Genomic DNA, 13,911 nt, shown 5'->3' with positions numbered 1-13,911 from the left:
GGATATCCCCTGAGTTTGAAAGCCGGATGAGGCAAAAACAAACCGCCATTGTACCGGTCGAGCGTTCAGTTATCCACATGTGGACACGTTAGGAACCACGACAAAACAGCCATTTATCGACCAAAACGGCTTTTCGCCTCTGTGAATAAGCCCTGTGGATAAACGCCCATGAGGGCTATGCACAACCCCAGCACTTAGCCTGTTGATAACTCCACTGTGGATAACAGGTGTTTTCATCCACAGCTTTCGCTCACGATGGGAACAAGCGCAGCACGGGTTCAGAACAAAGTTGTAAAACTCTGTACACCCCGTAATTCATGGGCTAGCGCAGGTTATCCACAGAAGGTTATCCACTTAAGAGTTATAAGTTCTTCAAAAAAGCTTTTTATATGTCTCTTCTTTTTTTTCATGTTGTCCCCGATCCGTGTGTCCGATCAAGCACCCCTTGGGCACTGATCAACAGGCACCGTCCATCACATGCTTTATATGGAAAGACTGGTTGGAAATTGACCTATGGGCTTGCTTTCTCTAGAATCGCCGGTCTCTTAAAAAGGGGGCCATCCCGGCCCGTCGTCGACAAACCAGGTAACACGCCATGAAACGTACTTTCCAACCAAGCACCATCAAGCGCGCCCGCACCCACGGTTTCCGTGCCCGTATGGCTACCAAGAACGGCCGTGCTGTTCTGTCGCGTCGTCGTGCCAAAGGCCGTAAGCGTCTGGCCATTTGATTTTTCGGCACAGGTGGTGAGTCAGGACTTCAGTCGGGAAAAGCGACTGCTTACACCCCGGCATTTCAAAGCGGTCTTCGACTCCCCAACCGGCAAGGTTCCAGGGAAAAACCTGCTGATCCTTGCTCGCGAGAACGGCCTCGATCACCCACGCCTTGGCTTGGTAATCGGCAAGAAGAGTGTCAAGCTCGCCGTTCAACGCAACCGCCTCAAGCGCTTGATGCGCGATTCCTTTCGTCTGAACCAGCAATTGCTTGCCGGCCTGGACATCGTGATCGTCGCGCGCAAGGGATTGGGTGAGATAGAAAACCCGGAATTGCACCAACACTTTGGCAAGCTCTGGAAACGCCTGGCGCGCAGCCGGCCGACACCAGCAGTCACCGCCAATTCCGCAGGGGTAGACAGCCAAGATGCGTAAACTGGCACTCGTTCCGATCCAGTTTTACCGTTACGCCATTAGTCCTCTGATGGCCAATCACTGTCGGTTTTTCCCCAGTTGCTCCTGTTACGCGTATGAAGCCATCGAAAACCATGGCATCTGGCGTGGTGGGTGGCTGGCCGTTCGTCGCCTGGGGCGTTGTCATCCGTGGAATGACGGCGGTTTCGACCCCGTTCCACCCGCTCCTTCCTCCCGAACTTCTTCGATAGCCGAGTAATCATGGATATTAAACGCACGATCCTGATCGCCGCGCTGGCAGTCGTGTCCTACGTCATGGTCCTGAAGTGGAACGATGACTACGGCCAGGCTGCCCTGCCGACTCAGAATACTGCTGCCAGCACTGTTGCTCCGGGCTTGCCCGATGGCGTGCCGGCCGGTAACAACGGTGCCAGCGCCGATGTACCGAGCGCCAACGCCGAATCGAGCCCTGCCGAACTGGCACCGGTCGCACTCAGCAAGGACCTGATCCGAGTCAAGACCGACGTTCTGGAACTGGCTATCGATCCGGTCGGTGGTGACATCGTCCAGCTGAACCTGCCGAAGTACCCACGCCGTCAAGACCACCCGAACATTCCATTCCAGTTGTTCGACAACGGTGGTGAGCGTGTTTACCTGGCACAAAGCGGTCTGACCGGCACCGACGGCCCGGATGCCCGCGCCAGCGGCCGTCCCCTGTATGCCGCCGAGCAGAAGAGCTACCAGCTGGCCGATGGCCAGGAACAACTGGTGGTCGACCTGAAGTTCAGTGACAACGGTGTCAACTACATCAAGCGTTTCAGCTTCAAGCGCGGTGAGTACGACCTGAATGTCAGCTACCTGATCGACAACCAGAGCGGCCAGGCCTGGAACGGCAACATGTTTGCCCAGCTCAAGCGTGATGCCAGCGGCGATCCGTCCTCCAGTACTGCCACCGGCACCGCTACCTACCTGGGTGCTGCCCTGTGGACAGCTTCTGAGCCTTACAAAAAGGTCTCGATGAAGGACATCGACAAAGGTAGTTTGAAAGAAAATGTGTCCGGCGGCTGGGTTGCCTGGCTGCAGCACTACTTCGTGACCGCCTGGATTCCGGCCAAGTCGGACAACAACGTTGTCCAGACCCGCAAGGATAGCCAGGGCAACTACATCATCGGCTACACCGGCCCGGTTATCAGCGTACCGGCTGGCGGCAAGGTCGAAACCAGTGCCCTGCTGTACGCCGGCCCGAAGATCCAGTCCAAGCTGAAAGAGTTGTCCCCAGGCCTGGAATTGACCGTCGACTACGGCTTCCTGTGGTTTATCGCCCAACCGATCTTCTGGCTGCTGCAACATATCCACAGCCTGCTGGGTAACTGGGGCTGGTCGATCATCGTGCTGACCATGTTGATCAAAGGCCTGTTCTTCCCGCTGTCGGCTGCCAGCTACCGCTCCATGGCGCGTATGCGTGCCGTTGCACCTAAGCTCGCCGCACTCAAGGAACGCTTCGGTGACGATCGCCAGAAGATGTCCCAGGCGATGATGGAGCTTTACAAGAAAGAGAAGATCAACCCACTGGGCGGCTGCCTGCCGATCCTGGTGCAGATGCCGGTATTCCTGGCCCTGTACTGGGTATTGCTGGAAAGCGTGGAAATGCGCCAGGCCCCATGGATACTGTGGATTACCGACCTGTCGATCAAGGATCCGTTCTTCATCCTGCCGATCATCATGGGCGCCACCATGTTCATCCAGCAGCGCCTGAACCCGACACCGCCGGATCCGATGCAGGCCAAGGTGATGAAAATGATGCCAATCATCTTCACCTTCTTCTTCCTGTGGTTCCCTGCCGGTCTGGTGCTGTACTGGGTTGTGAACAACTGCCTGTCGATTTCGCAGCAGTGGTACATCACTCGCCGTATCGAAGCAGCTACCAAAAAAGCTGCTGCTTGACGGGCTAATACGCTAGCCTGTGAATAAAAAACGCCCCCTAGTGGGGCGTTTTTGCTATCTGTCGTTTTTGTCGTAGAGGCTTTCGAGCATGAACACTGTGCGTGAAACCATCGCCGCCATCGCCACGGCCCAAGGCCGGGGCGGTGTGGGAATTGTCAGGTTGTCCGGCCCTCTGGCTGCCAAGGCCGGCCTGTTGATCACTGGCCGCACCCTGACCCCGCGGCATGCCCATTACGGTCCGTTCCGCGACGATGAAGGGCTGGTGCTGGACGAAGGGATTGCTCTGTTCTTTCCCGGGCCTAATTCGTTCACTGGTGAGGATGTGCTTGAACTGCAGGGACACGGCGGCCCGGTGGTTTTGGACATGCTGCTGCAGCGCTGTGTACAAGTCGGCTGTCGTCTGGCTCGCCCGGGCGAGTTCAGCGAGCGCGCCTTCCTCAACGACAAGCTCGACCTGGCGCAGGCCGAAGCCATCGCCGACCTGATCGAGGCCAGTTCCAGCCAGGCAGCGCGCAACGCCCTGCGCTCGCTGCAAGGGGAATTCTCCAAGCGGGTGCACAGCCTCACCGAGGCGTTGATTGCCTTGCGTATTTACGTCGAGGCGGCGATCGACTTTCCTGAGGAGGAGATCGACTTCCTCGCCGATGGCCATGTGCTGTCGATGCTTGATGCCGTGCGCAGCGAGTTATCCACTGTGCAGCGCGAGGCCGGGCAGGGCGCCTTGCTGCGTGACGGCATGACGGTAGTCATTGCTGGCCGACCGAATGCCGGTAAATCGAGCTTGCTGAACCAGCTGGCCGGGCGGGAAGCAGCCATCGTCACTGACATCGCCGGCACCACGCGGGATATCCTGCGCGAACATATCCACATCGACGGCATGCCGCTGCACGTTGTCGATACTGCCGGCTTGCGCGATACCGATGACCATGTGGAAAAGATCGGTGTGGAACGCGCCCTGAAGGCCATTGGCGAGGCAGACCGTGTGCTGCTGGTGGTCGACTCCACTGCGCCCGAGGCCAGCGATCCGTTCGCTTTGTGGCCGGAGTTTCTCGCTCAGCGGCCGGACCCGGCCAAGGTCACGTTGATTCGCAACAAGGCCGACCTGAGTGGTGAGCGGGTAGCGCTGGAACAGTGCGATGACGGCCATGTGACCATTACCCTGAGCGCCAAGGGCGACGACACAGGGCTGCAACTGCTCCGCGACCATCTGAAGGGCTGTATGGGTTACGAGCAGACTGCAGAGAGTGGCTTCAGCGCCCGCCGGCGCCATCTGGATGCCTTGCGCCAGGCCAGCGAGCACCTGGAGCACGGCCGTGCCCAATTGACCTTGGCGGGCGCGGGAGAGCTTCTGGCTGAGGACTTACGCCAGGCACAGCATGCGCTGGGGGAGATCACAGGAGCATTCAGCTCGGATGACCTGCTTGGGCGGATATTCTCCAGCTTCTGCATCGGCAAGTAATCCACAGCCAGGCAAGGCCAAGCGCCGCTCCTTAGGGAGCGGCTTTTTTTTGCCTGAAATTCGTTGCAGAAGATGAATGCAGGCCGATGACCCAAACACCTGTGGGGGCGGGCGGGGCCGCGAAGAAGCCCTTACAAGCTCCAGATCCCTGTGGATGTACCGACCCTTTCGCGGGCTCGACCGCTCCAACCTGACCATGTCTGGCCGCCAGCGCGATGAATTTTCCATGCTCGGCTTGAAAACTGTGCTCAGGAGCCCTGTGGAAAAGTCGCCTTCAGCTCAGTTGATAAGCGGGCTTATTTTCTGAGGGAAAACCCGCCTGTGGGTAAACAGCCATTTAATCCACAGGCTAAAAGACGTTATCCATAGGCCTCATGGCACTCCAGACACAGGGTTTAATTTCTCTCTACATAGCGCCATTATTGGGATACAGGACTTTATCCACAGATATCGATGTGCATAAGAATAAACATAAAAACAAAGCTTTTTAAATTTCTTCTCTTTGATTTCTGTTGTTTGCCACTCATCCACAGACTGGTCAAAATTTGCTCAGACGGTTTCTTTAGTGGGGGTGAAGTCCCTATACTTGTCCGCTTACCTTCTCTATTCGCAAAAACAGGCACGAGGTGCGTGGTGGATTTCCCTTCCCGTTTTGACGTGATCGTCATCGGCGGCGGCCATGCCGGTACCGAGGCTGCGCTTGCGTCTGCACGCATGGGTGTGAAAACCCTGCTGCTGACCCATAACGTGGAAACCCTCGGTCACATGAGCTGCAACCCCGCCATCGGCGGTATTGGCAAAAGCCATCTGGTCAAAGAGATCGATGCGCTCGGCGGCGCCATGGCGCTGGCCACCGACAAGAGCGGCATCCAGTTCCGCGTTCTGAACAACCGCAAGGGCCCGGCCGTACGTGCCACCCGTGCGCAAGCCGACCGCGCCATCTACAAGGCAGTGGTACGTGAAATCCTGGAAAACCAGCCAAACCTGTGGATATTCCAGCAGTCCTGCGACGACCTGATCGTCGAGCAGGACCAGGTCAAAGGCGTGGTGACCCAGATGGGCCTGCGTTTCTTTGCCGAATCGGTGGTGCTGACTACCGGTACCTTCCTCGGCGGCCTTATCCACATTGGTCTGCAAAACCATTCCGGTGGTCGCGCCGGTGATCCACCTTCGATTGCCCTGGCCCACCGCATGCGTGAACTGCCGCTGCGCGTCGGCCGCCTGAAAACCGGTACCCCGCCACGCATTGACGGCCGCTCGGTGGACTTCTCGGTAATGACCGAGCAGCCAGGCGATACGCCGATCCCGGTGATGTCGTTCATGGGCAATGCCGAAATGCACCCGCGTCAGGTGAGTTGCTGGATTACCCACACCAATGCGCGCACCCACGAGATCATTGCGTCGAACCTCGACCGTTCACCGATGTACTCGGGTGTGATCGAAGGTGTCGGTCCGCGCTACTGTCCGTCGATCGAAGACAAGATCCACCGCTTCGCCGACAAGGAAAGCCACCAGGTGTTCATTGAGCCGGAAGGCTTGAACACCCATGAGTTGTATCCCAACGGTATTTCCACTTCGCTGCCGTTCGACGTGCAGCTGGAGCTGGTCCGTTCGATCCGCGGCATGGAAAACGCCCACATCGTGCGCCCGGGCTATGCCATCGAGTACGACTACTTCGATCCCCGTGACCTCAAGTACAGCCTCGAGACCAAAGTCATCGGCGGCCTGTTCTTCGCCGGGCAGATCAACGGCACCACCGGGTACGAAGAAGCCGGCGCCCAGGGCCTGCTGGCCGGGACTAACGCCGCACTTCGGGCGCAGGGCCGTGACAGCTGGTGCCCGCGCCGCGACGAGGCATACATCGGCGTACTGGTGGACGACCTGATTACCTTGGGTACTCAGGAGCCTTACCGCATGTTTACCTCGCGTGCCGAGTACCGGCTGATACTGCGCGAAGACAACGCCGACCTGCGCCTGACCGAAAAGGGCCGTGAACTGGGCCTGATCGATGACCAGCGCTGGGCCGCGTTCTGCGCCAAGCGCGACGGTATCGAGCGTGAGGAACAGCGCCTGAAATCGACCTGGGTTCGGCCGAATACCGAGCAAGGCCAGGCCGTTGTGGATAAATTCGGCACTCCGCTGAGCCACGAGTACAGCTTGCTCAACCTGCTGGCGCGTCCCGAAATCGACTACGCCGGCCTGATCGAAGCGACTGGCGGTGAAGCAATCGATCCACAGGTTGCCGAGCAGGTCGAGATCCGCACCAAGTACGCCGGCTACATCGACCGTCAGCAGGATGAAATTGCCCGACTGCGCGCCAGCGAAGACACACGCCTGCCTGTGGATATCGACTACACGACGATTTCCGGCCTGTCCAAGGAGATACAGGGCAAGCTGAGCCAGACCCGTCCGGAGACGCTGGGCCAGGCTTCGCGTATCCCGGGTGTGACCCCGGCGGCGATTTCCCTGTTGCTGATTCACTTGAAAAAACGCGGCGCTGGCCGCGAATTGGAGCAAAGCGCTTGAGTTCCCTGGTCACCCCTCAACACGCTGAAGAGTTATCCACAGGTGCGCGCCAGCTTGGCGTCGAGCTGACTGCCGAGCAGCACGAGAAGCTGCTTGGCTACCTGGCTCTGTTGATCAAATGGAACAAAGCCTACAACCTGACTGCTGTGCGCGACCCGGACGAGATGGTTTCGCGCCACCTGCTCGACAGCCTTAGCATCATGTATTTTATCCACAACGATCGTGATAACTGGCTGGATGTTGGCAGCGGCGGTGGCATGCCCGGCATCCCGCTGGCTATCCTGCATCCACACAAGCGCGTCACCGTGCTGGACGCCAATGGCAAGAAGACCCGTTTCCTGACTCAGGTGAAAATGGAACTCAAGCTGGACAACCTCACGGTTATCCACAGCCGGGTCGAGGCCTTCCAGCCGGCACAACCGTTCGACGGAATCATCTCCCGCGCCTTCAGCAGCATGGAGAACTTCACCAACTGGACCCGCCACTTGGGCGACACCGGGACGCAATGGCTTGCAATGAAGGGGCTGCATCCTGCCGATGAACTGGTAGCATTGCCCGCAGACTTCACAGTGGAAAGCGAACAGGCCCTGACCGTTCCGGGTTGCCAGGGCCAGCGCCATCTGCTGATACTGCGCCGCAAGGCATGACTGGGAACACTCGCAACAATGGCTAAGGTATTCGCAATCGCGAACCAGAAAGGTGGTGTGGGCAAGACAACCACCTGTATCAATCTCGCCGCCTCGCTGGCTGCGACCAAGCGTCGTGTCCTGCTGATCGACCTCGATCCGCAGGGCAACGCCACCATGGGCAGCGGTGTGGACAAGCACGAGCTCGAGCATTCGGTCTACGACCTGCTGATCGGGGAGTGCGACTTGGCCCAGGCTATGCACTACTCCGAGCACGGAGGCTTCCAGTTGCTGCCGGCCAACCGTGACCTGACCGCCGCTGAGGTGGTGCTGCTGGAAATGCAGGTCAAGGAAAGCCGTCTGCGCAACGCCCTGGCGCCTATTCGCGATAACTACGACTACATCCTCATCGACTGCCCGCCGTCGCTGTCGATGCTCACGCTGAATGCTCTGGTCGCTTCCGATGGCGTGATTATCCCCATGCAGTGTGAGTACTACGCACTGGAAGGTCTCAGCGACCTTGTGGATAACATCAAGCGTATCGCCGCCCGGTTGAACCCGGAGTTGAAGATCGAGGGCCTGCTGCGGACCATGTACGATCCGCGTCTGAGCCTGAACAACGATGTTTCGGCACAGTTGAAGGAGCACTTTGGCCCTCAGCTGTACGACACGGTCATTCCGCGCAACATTCGCTTGGCCGAGGCCCCCAGCTTCGGCATGCCAGCCCTTGCTTACGACAAGCAATCGCGGGGCGCGCTGGCGTACCTGGCCCTGGCTGGGGAACTGGTACGCCGTCAACGCCGTCCATCACGCACTGCACAAACAACTTAAGGAATCCGTATGGCCGTCAAGAAACGGGGTCTCGGACGTGGGTTGGATGCACTGCTCAGTGGTCCTTCCGTCAGCGCGCTCGAAGAGCAGGCTGTGAAGATCGACCAGAAAGAACTGCAACACCTGCCGGTCGAGCTGGTCCAGCGCGGCAAGTATCAGCCTCGCCGGGACATGGACCCGGAGGCGCTGGAAGAGCTTGCGCACTCGATTCGCAACCATGGTGTGATGCAACCGATCGTGGTACGCCCGATTGGCGACAACCGATACGAGATCATCGCCGGTGAGCGCCGTTGGCGCGCTACCCAGCAGGCCGGCCTGGACACGATCCCGGCCATGGTCCGCGAAGTGCCCGACGAAGCCGCCATCGCCATGGCATTGATCGAGAACATCCAGCGCGAAGACCTCAACCCACTGGAAGAGGCCATGGCCCTGCAGCGCCTGCAACAGGAATTCGAGCTCACTCAGCAGCAGGTGGCTGACGCTGTGGGCAAGTCGCGGGTGACTGTGGCCAACCTGCTGCGCCTCATTACCTTGCCTGATGCGATCAAGACCATGCTCGCCCACGGTGATCTGGAGATGGGGCACGCCCGTGCATTGCTCGGCCTGGATGAAAATCGTCAGGAGGAGGGGGCGCGTCATGTTGTCGCACGTGGCCTCACCGTGCGCCAAACCGAGGCACTGGTCCGTCAGTGGCTCAGCGACAAGCCTGATCCGGTCGAACCGAGCAAACCTGATCCGGATATCGCACGCCTTGAACAGCGGCTCGCAGAGCGCCTGGGCTCGGCCGTGCAGATCCGTCATGGCAACAAGGGCAAAGGCCAGTTGGTTATTCGCTACAACTCGCTTGATGAGTTGCAAGGCGTGCTCGCTCACATCCGCTGAAACAATTCCTGTTGTAGCGCGAAGTCGGAAATCACTACCGAAGAGTTGAATAGGGGTTAATCCACCCCTATACTCTGCGCGCATTTTGTCGGCACAAATTATGCCAAGTCATAGCTGACTTGTTGGTCGACTTCCGAGGAGCAGTTGTGATGGAAATACGCACGCCAAACCGCCTGCCTTTCCATCGCTGGGCGGTTTTTCCGGTACTGCTGGCTCAATTTGTCGTACTGCTGCTGGCAACCTTGGTGGTGTGGCAGTGGAAAGGGTCGGTCAGTGGATATTCAGGCCTTTGCGGAGGTTTGATTGCCTGGCTGCCCAATGTGTATTTCGCCTGGAAGGCTTTTCGCTTCAGCGGGGCTCGGGCGGCACAAGCTATCGTCAAGTCGTTTTACGCTGGCGAGGCAGGCAAGATGATTTTGACGGCAGTGCTTTTTGCACTGACCTTTGCAGGAGTGAAGCCACTGGCGCCGCTAGCAGTATTCGGCGTCTTCGTGTTGACCCTTTTGGTCAGCTGGTTCGCGCCCCTGCTGATGAATAAAAGACTTTCGAGACCTTAGGGCGTTTGAGGCAACCATGGCAGCAGAAACCGCTTCGGGCTATATCCAGCACCACTTGCAGAACCTGACCTACGGTCAACTACCAGACGGCAGCTGGGGCTTCGCCCATTCGGCTGCAGAAGCCAAGGCAATGGGCTTCTGGGCGTTCCACCTGGACACCCTGGGTTGGTCCGTCGCGCTGGGTCTGATCTTCCTGTTGATCTTCCGCATGGCGGCCAAGAAGGCGACTTCCGGCCAACCTGGCGGTCTGCAGAACTTCGTTGAGGTGATGGTCGACTTCGTCAACGGCAGCGTGAAGGACTCCTTCCACGGCCGTAGCCCGGTAATCGCACCACTGGCGCTGACCATTTTCGTCTGGGTATTCCTGATGAACGCCGTCGACCTGGTACCGGTCGACTGGATTCCTCAGCTGGCCATCCTGATTTCCGGTGACCCGCACATTCCGTTCCGCGCCGTGTCGACCACCGACCCGAACGCGACCCTGGCCATGGCCTTCTGCGTTTTCGCCCTGATCATCTTCTACAGCATCAAGGTCAAGGGACTGGGCGGCTTCATCGGTGAGCTGACCCTGCACCCGTTTGGCAGCAAGAATATCTTCGTGCAGATCCTGCTGATTCCGGTCAACTTCCTGCTGGAATTCGTCACCCTGATCGCCAAACCGATCTCGCTGGCACTGCGTCTGTTCGGCAACATGTATGCTGGCGAGCTGGTGTTCATCCTGATCGCTGTTATGTTCGGCTCCGGCCTGCTGTGGCTCAGCGGCCTGGGTGTGGTGCTGCAATGGGCGTGGGCTGTGTTCCACATCCTGATCATCACCCTGCAAGCTTTCATCTTCATGATGCTGACCATCGTCTACCTGTCGATGGCTCACGAAGATAACCATTAAGACCGCCTGGCGTGTCTGATAGCCTTCCCTGCCTGTACGGGGGGAGGGCTTAAAAAGTCCGCAAGGGCATGCTGTACCAAACGATTTGTTTTACCGCTTCAAACTAAAAACCTAACCAATACGACGTAAAAGTCGGGAGGAAAGATGGAAACTGTAGTTGGTCTGACCGCTATCGCTGTTGCTCTGCTGATCGGCCTGGGTGCTCTGGGTACCGCCATTGGTTTCGGCCTGCTGGGTGGCAAATTCCTGGAAGGCGCTGCTCGTCAGCCAGAAATGGTTCCGATGCTGCAGGTCAAAATGTTCATCGTTGCCGGTCTGCTCGACGCCGTAACCATGATCGGTGTTGGTATCGCTCTGTTCTTCACCTTCGCGAATCCGTTCGTTGGTCAGATCGCCGGCTAATCACTCGTCACCACGAGTTGATGGCTGTATGAATTAAGACCGAGCGAGGTGTTGGCGTGAACATTAATGCAACCCTGATTGGCCAATCCGTTGCTTTCCTGATTTTTGTACTCTTCTGCATGAAGTATGTATGGCCTCCGGTCATCACTGCTCTGCAAGAGCGCCAAAAGAAGATTGCCGACGGCTTGGACGCTGCCAACCGCGCAGCTCGCGACCTGGAGCTGGCCCAAGAGAAAGCGGGTCAGCAACTGCGTGAAGCTAAAGCACAAGCAGCCGAAATCATCGAGCAAAGCAAGAAACGCGCTGCTCAGCTTGTCGAGGAAGCCCGTGAACAGGCCCGCGTCGAAGCTGACCGTGTGAAGGCTCAGGCTCTGGCCGAGATCGAACAGGAACTGAACAGCGCTAAAGACGCCCTGCGTGCCCAAGTGGGTGCTCTGGCCGTTGGTGGTGCTGAAAAGATCCTTGGCGCCACAATCGATCAAAACGCGCATGCGGAGCTGGTTAACAAACTGGCCGCTGAAATTTAAGCGAGGGCGATCATGGCAGAACTGACCACGTTGGCCCGACCTTACGCTAAGGCTGCCTTTGAGCATGCCCAGGCCCATCAGCAACTGGCCAATTGGTCAGCCATGCTCGGCCTGGCTGCTGCGGTGTCGCAAGACGACACCATGCAGCGCCTGCTCAAGGCCCCGCGACTGACGAGCGCAGAAAAGGCCGCCACGTTCATTGACGTGTGCGGTGACAAGTTCAATGCACAGGCACAGAATTTCATTCATGTTGCCGCGGAAAACGACCGTCTCCTGCTTCTGCCGGAGATTGCCGCCCTGTTCGACCTGTACAAGGCCGAGCAAGAGAAATCCGTGGACGTGGAAGTCACCAGTGCCTTCGCGTTGAACCAAGAACAGCAAGACAAACTCGCCAAGGTTCTCAGTGCACGGTTAGGCCAGGAAGTGCGCCTGCACGCGTCGGAGGATGCCAGCCTGATTGGCGGCGTCGTCATCCGCGCTGGTGACCTGGTAATCGATGGCTCTGTTCGCGGCAAAATCGCGAAACTGGCCGAAGCATTGAAATCTTGAGTTTGAAGGGGCAGCAGAGCAATGCAGCAACTCAATCCTTCCGAAATTAGTGAAATCATCAAGGGCCGCATCGATAACCTCGATGTGAGCTCCCAAGCCCGTAACGAAGGTACCGTCGTTTCGGTATCCGACGGTATCGTGCGGATCCACGGTCTGGCCGACGTCATGTACGGCGAAATGATCGAGTTCCCTGGCGGCGTCTACGGCATGGCCCTGAACCTGGAGCAAGACTCCGTAGGTGCAGTGATCCTGGGTGCATACGACACCCTCGCCGAAGGCATGAGCGCCAAGTGCACCGGCCGCATCCTGGAAGTTCCGGTTGGTAAGGAACTGCTGGGTCGCGTCGTCGACGCACTGGGCAACCCGATCGACGGCAAAGGTCCTCTGGGCAACACCCAGACCGACGCTGTCGAGAAAGTTGCTCCAGGCGTGATCTGGCGTAAGTCGGTAGACCAGCCTGTACAGACTGGTTACAAATCCGTCGACGCCATGATCCCTGTCGGCCGTGGCCAGCGTGAGCTGATCATTGGCGACCGTCAGATCGGCAAGACCGCCATGGCCATCGACGCCATCATCAACCAGAAAGACTCCGGTATTTTCTGCGTTTATGTTGCTGTCGGCCAGAAGCGTTCCACCGTTGCCAACATCGTTCGCAAGCTGGAAGAAAACGGCGCCCTGGCCAACACCATCGTGGTTGTTGCCAGTGCTTCGGAATCCGCCGCACTGCAATTCCTGGCGCCATACGCCGGTTGCACCATGGGCGAGTTCTTCCGCGACCGCGGTGAAGACGCACTGATCGTTTACGATGACCTGTCCAAGCAGGCCGTTGCCTACCGTCAGATCTCCCTGCTGCTGCGTCGTCCACCAGGACGCGAAGCATACCCAGGCGACGTGTTCTATCTCCACTCCCGTCTGCTGGAGCGTGCATCGCGCGTTTCGGAAGAGTACGTCGAGAAGTTCACCAACGGTGCTGTCACTGGCAAAACCGGTTCCCTCACCGCTCTGCCGATCATCGAAACCCAGGCTGGCGACGTTTCTGCGTTCGTTCCGACCAACGTGATTTCCATCACTGACGGTCAGATCTTCCTGGAATCGGCGATGTTCAACTCGGGCATCCGCCCTGCAGTGAACGCCGGTGTTTCGGTATCCCGCGTAGGTGGTGCCGCTCAGACCAAGATCATCAAGAAGCTGTCCGGTGGTATTCGTACCGCTCTGGCTCAGTACCGTGAACTGGCTGCATTCGCCCAGTTCGCGTCCGATCTGGACGAAGCGACCCGCAAGCAGCTGGAGCATGGTCAGCGCGTTACCGAGCTGATGAAGCAGAAGCAGTACGCGCCGATGTCCATCGCGGACATGGCTCTGTCGCTGTACGCCGCTGAGCGTGGCTTCCTGATCGACGTAGAAGTCTCCAAGATCGGCAGCTTCGAGCAAGCTCTGATCGCCTTCTTCAACCGTGATCACGCTGAACTGATGGCGAAGATCAACGTGAAGGGTGACTTCAACGACGAAATCGACGCAGGCCTGAAAGCCGGTATCGAGAAGTTCAAGGCCACCCAGACCTGGTAAGCCGCAGCGGGGGCTCAGGCCCCCGCTTG

General features: G+C 58.3%; 15 protein-coding genes. All 15 read left to right on the top strand.

What is annotated here, in order from left to right; translation table 11 throughout:
• Nucleotides 1–595 precede the first annotated feature (595 nt).
• The 15 genes from rpmH to atpA all read left to right on the top strand — a co-directional run bounded on the left by rpmH (nucleotide 596) and on the right by atpA (nucleotide 13,882).
• Nucleotides 596–730: a 50S ribosomal protein L34 gene (rpmH, locus tag LMH93_RS27065; RefSeq protein WP_003253163.1), complete on the top strand. Its 135-nt coding sequence runs from the start codon at nucleotides 596–598 to the stop codon at nucleotides 728–730.
• 13 nt (nucleotides 731–743) lie between these two features.
• Entirely contained in the window at nucleotides 744–1,148 is a 405-nt protein-coding gene (rnpA, locus tag LMH93_RS27060) for a ribonuclease P protein component (protein WP_003253166.1), read from the top strand.
• The gene (yidD, locus tag LMH93_RS27055; RefSeq protein ID WP_003253169.1) at nucleotides 1,141–1,386 is read left to right on the top strand and encodes a membrane protein insertion efficiency factor YidD; all 246 of its coding nucleotides are present in this window, start codon (nucleotides 1,141–1,143) and stop codon (nucleotides 1,384–1,386) included. Before rnpA ends, yidD begins: the two co-directional genes overlap by 8 nt.
• A 2-nt stretch (nucleotides 1,387–1,388) precedes the next feature.
• On the top strand, nucleotides 1,389–3,071 hold the full coding sequence (gene yidC, locus LMH93_RS27050) for a membrane protein insertase YidC (protein ID WP_010951425.1): 1,683 nt from the start codon (nucleotides 1,389–1,391) through the stop codon (nucleotides 3,069–3,071).
• Between the two features lie 88 nt (nucleotides 3,072–3,159).
• Nucleotides 3,160–4,530, top strand: a complete 1,371-nt coding sequence (gene mnmE, locus LMH93_RS27045) for a tRNA uridine-5-carboxymethylaminomethyl(34) synthesis GTPase MnmE (RefSeq protein WP_003253174.1) — start codon at nucleotides 3,160–3,162, stop codon at nucleotides 4,528–4,530.
• Nucleotides 4,531–5,163: 633 nt separating this feature from the next.
• Complete coding sequence (gene mnmG, locus LMH93_RS27040; protein ID WP_003253177.1) at nucleotides 5,164–7,056, top strand: tRNA uridine-5-carboxymethylaminomethyl(34) synthesis enzyme MnmG; 1,893 nt, start codon at nucleotides 5,164–5,166, stop codon at nucleotides 7,054–7,056.
• Nucleotides 7,053–7,703 (top strand): 16S rRNA (guanine(527)-N(7))-methyltransferase RsmG, encoded by a 651-nt coding sequence (gene rsmG, locus LMH93_RS27035; RefSeq protein WP_230064760.1) that lies wholly within the window; start codon nucleotides 7,053–7,055, stop codon nucleotides 7,701–7,703. Before mnmG ends, rsmG begins: the two co-directional genes overlap by 4 nt.
• Before the next feature lie 18 nt (nucleotides 7,704–7,721).
• Nucleotides 7,722–8,513, top strand: a complete 792-nt coding sequence (locus tag LMH93_RS27030; protein ID WP_003253182.1) for a ParA family protein — start codon at nucleotides 7,722–7,724, stop codon at nucleotides 8,511–8,513.
• Between the two features lie 9 nt (nucleotides 8,514–8,522).
• On the top strand, nucleotides 8,523–9,395 hold the full coding sequence (locus LMH93_RS27025; RefSeq protein ID WP_003253185.1) for a ParB/RepB/Spo0J family partition protein: 873 nt from the start codon (nucleotides 8,523–8,525) through the stop codon (nucleotides 9,393–9,395).
• Between the two features lie 149 nt (nucleotides 9,396–9,544).
• Entirely contained in the window at nucleotides 9,545–9,952 is a 408-nt protein-coding gene (locus tag LMH93_RS27020; protein WP_003253187.1) for a F0F1 ATP synthase subunit I, read from the top strand.
• A gap of 16 nt (nucleotides 9,953–9,968) precedes the next feature.
• A complete protein-coding gene (gene atpB, locus LMH93_RS27015; RefSeq protein ID WP_003253188.1) occupies nucleotides 9,969–10,838 on the top strand; it encodes a F0F1 ATP synthase subunit A in 870 nt (289 codons plus the stop codon).
• Nucleotides 10,839–10,982: 144 nt separating this feature from the next.
• Nucleotides 10,983–11,240, top strand: a complete 258-nt coding sequence (gene atpE, locus LMH93_RS27010; protein WP_003097235.1) for a F0F1 ATP synthase subunit C — start codon at nucleotides 10,983–10,985, stop codon at nucleotides 11,238–11,240.
• A gap of 56 nt (nucleotides 11,241–11,296) precedes the next feature.
• A complete protein-coding gene (locus tag LMH93_RS27005) occupies nucleotides 11,297–11,767 on the top strand; it encodes a F0F1 ATP synthase subunit B (RefSeq protein WP_003253189.1) in 471 nt (156 codons plus the stop codon).
• A 12-nt stretch (nucleotides 11,768–11,779) separates the two neighbouring features.
• On the top strand, nucleotides 11,780–12,316 hold the full coding sequence (locus LMH93_RS27000; RefSeq protein WP_003253191.1) for a F0F1 ATP synthase subunit delta: 537 nt from the start codon (nucleotides 11,780–11,782) through the stop codon (nucleotides 12,314–12,316).
• A gap of 21 nt (nucleotides 12,317–12,337) precedes the next feature.
• Nucleotides 12,338–13,882 (top strand): F0F1 ATP synthase subunit alpha, encoded by a 1,545-nt coding sequence (gene atpA, locus LMH93_RS26995; RefSeq protein ID WP_003253193.1) that lies wholly within the window; start codon nucleotides 12,338–12,340, stop codon nucleotides 13,880–13,882.
• The last annotated feature ends 29 nt before the right edge of the window (nucleotides 13,883–13,911 follow it).

The organism is Pseudomonas sp. CIP-10 (assembly GCF_020911845.1).
In the GTDB taxonomy this organism is placed as follows: Bacteria; Pseudomonadota; Gammaproteobacteria; order Pseudomonadales; family Pseudomonadaceae; genus Aquipseudomonas; species Aquipseudomonas alloputida.
Note: the sequence above shows the minus strand (reverse complement) of the source record. Positions and strands in the feature narration are given on the sequence as shown.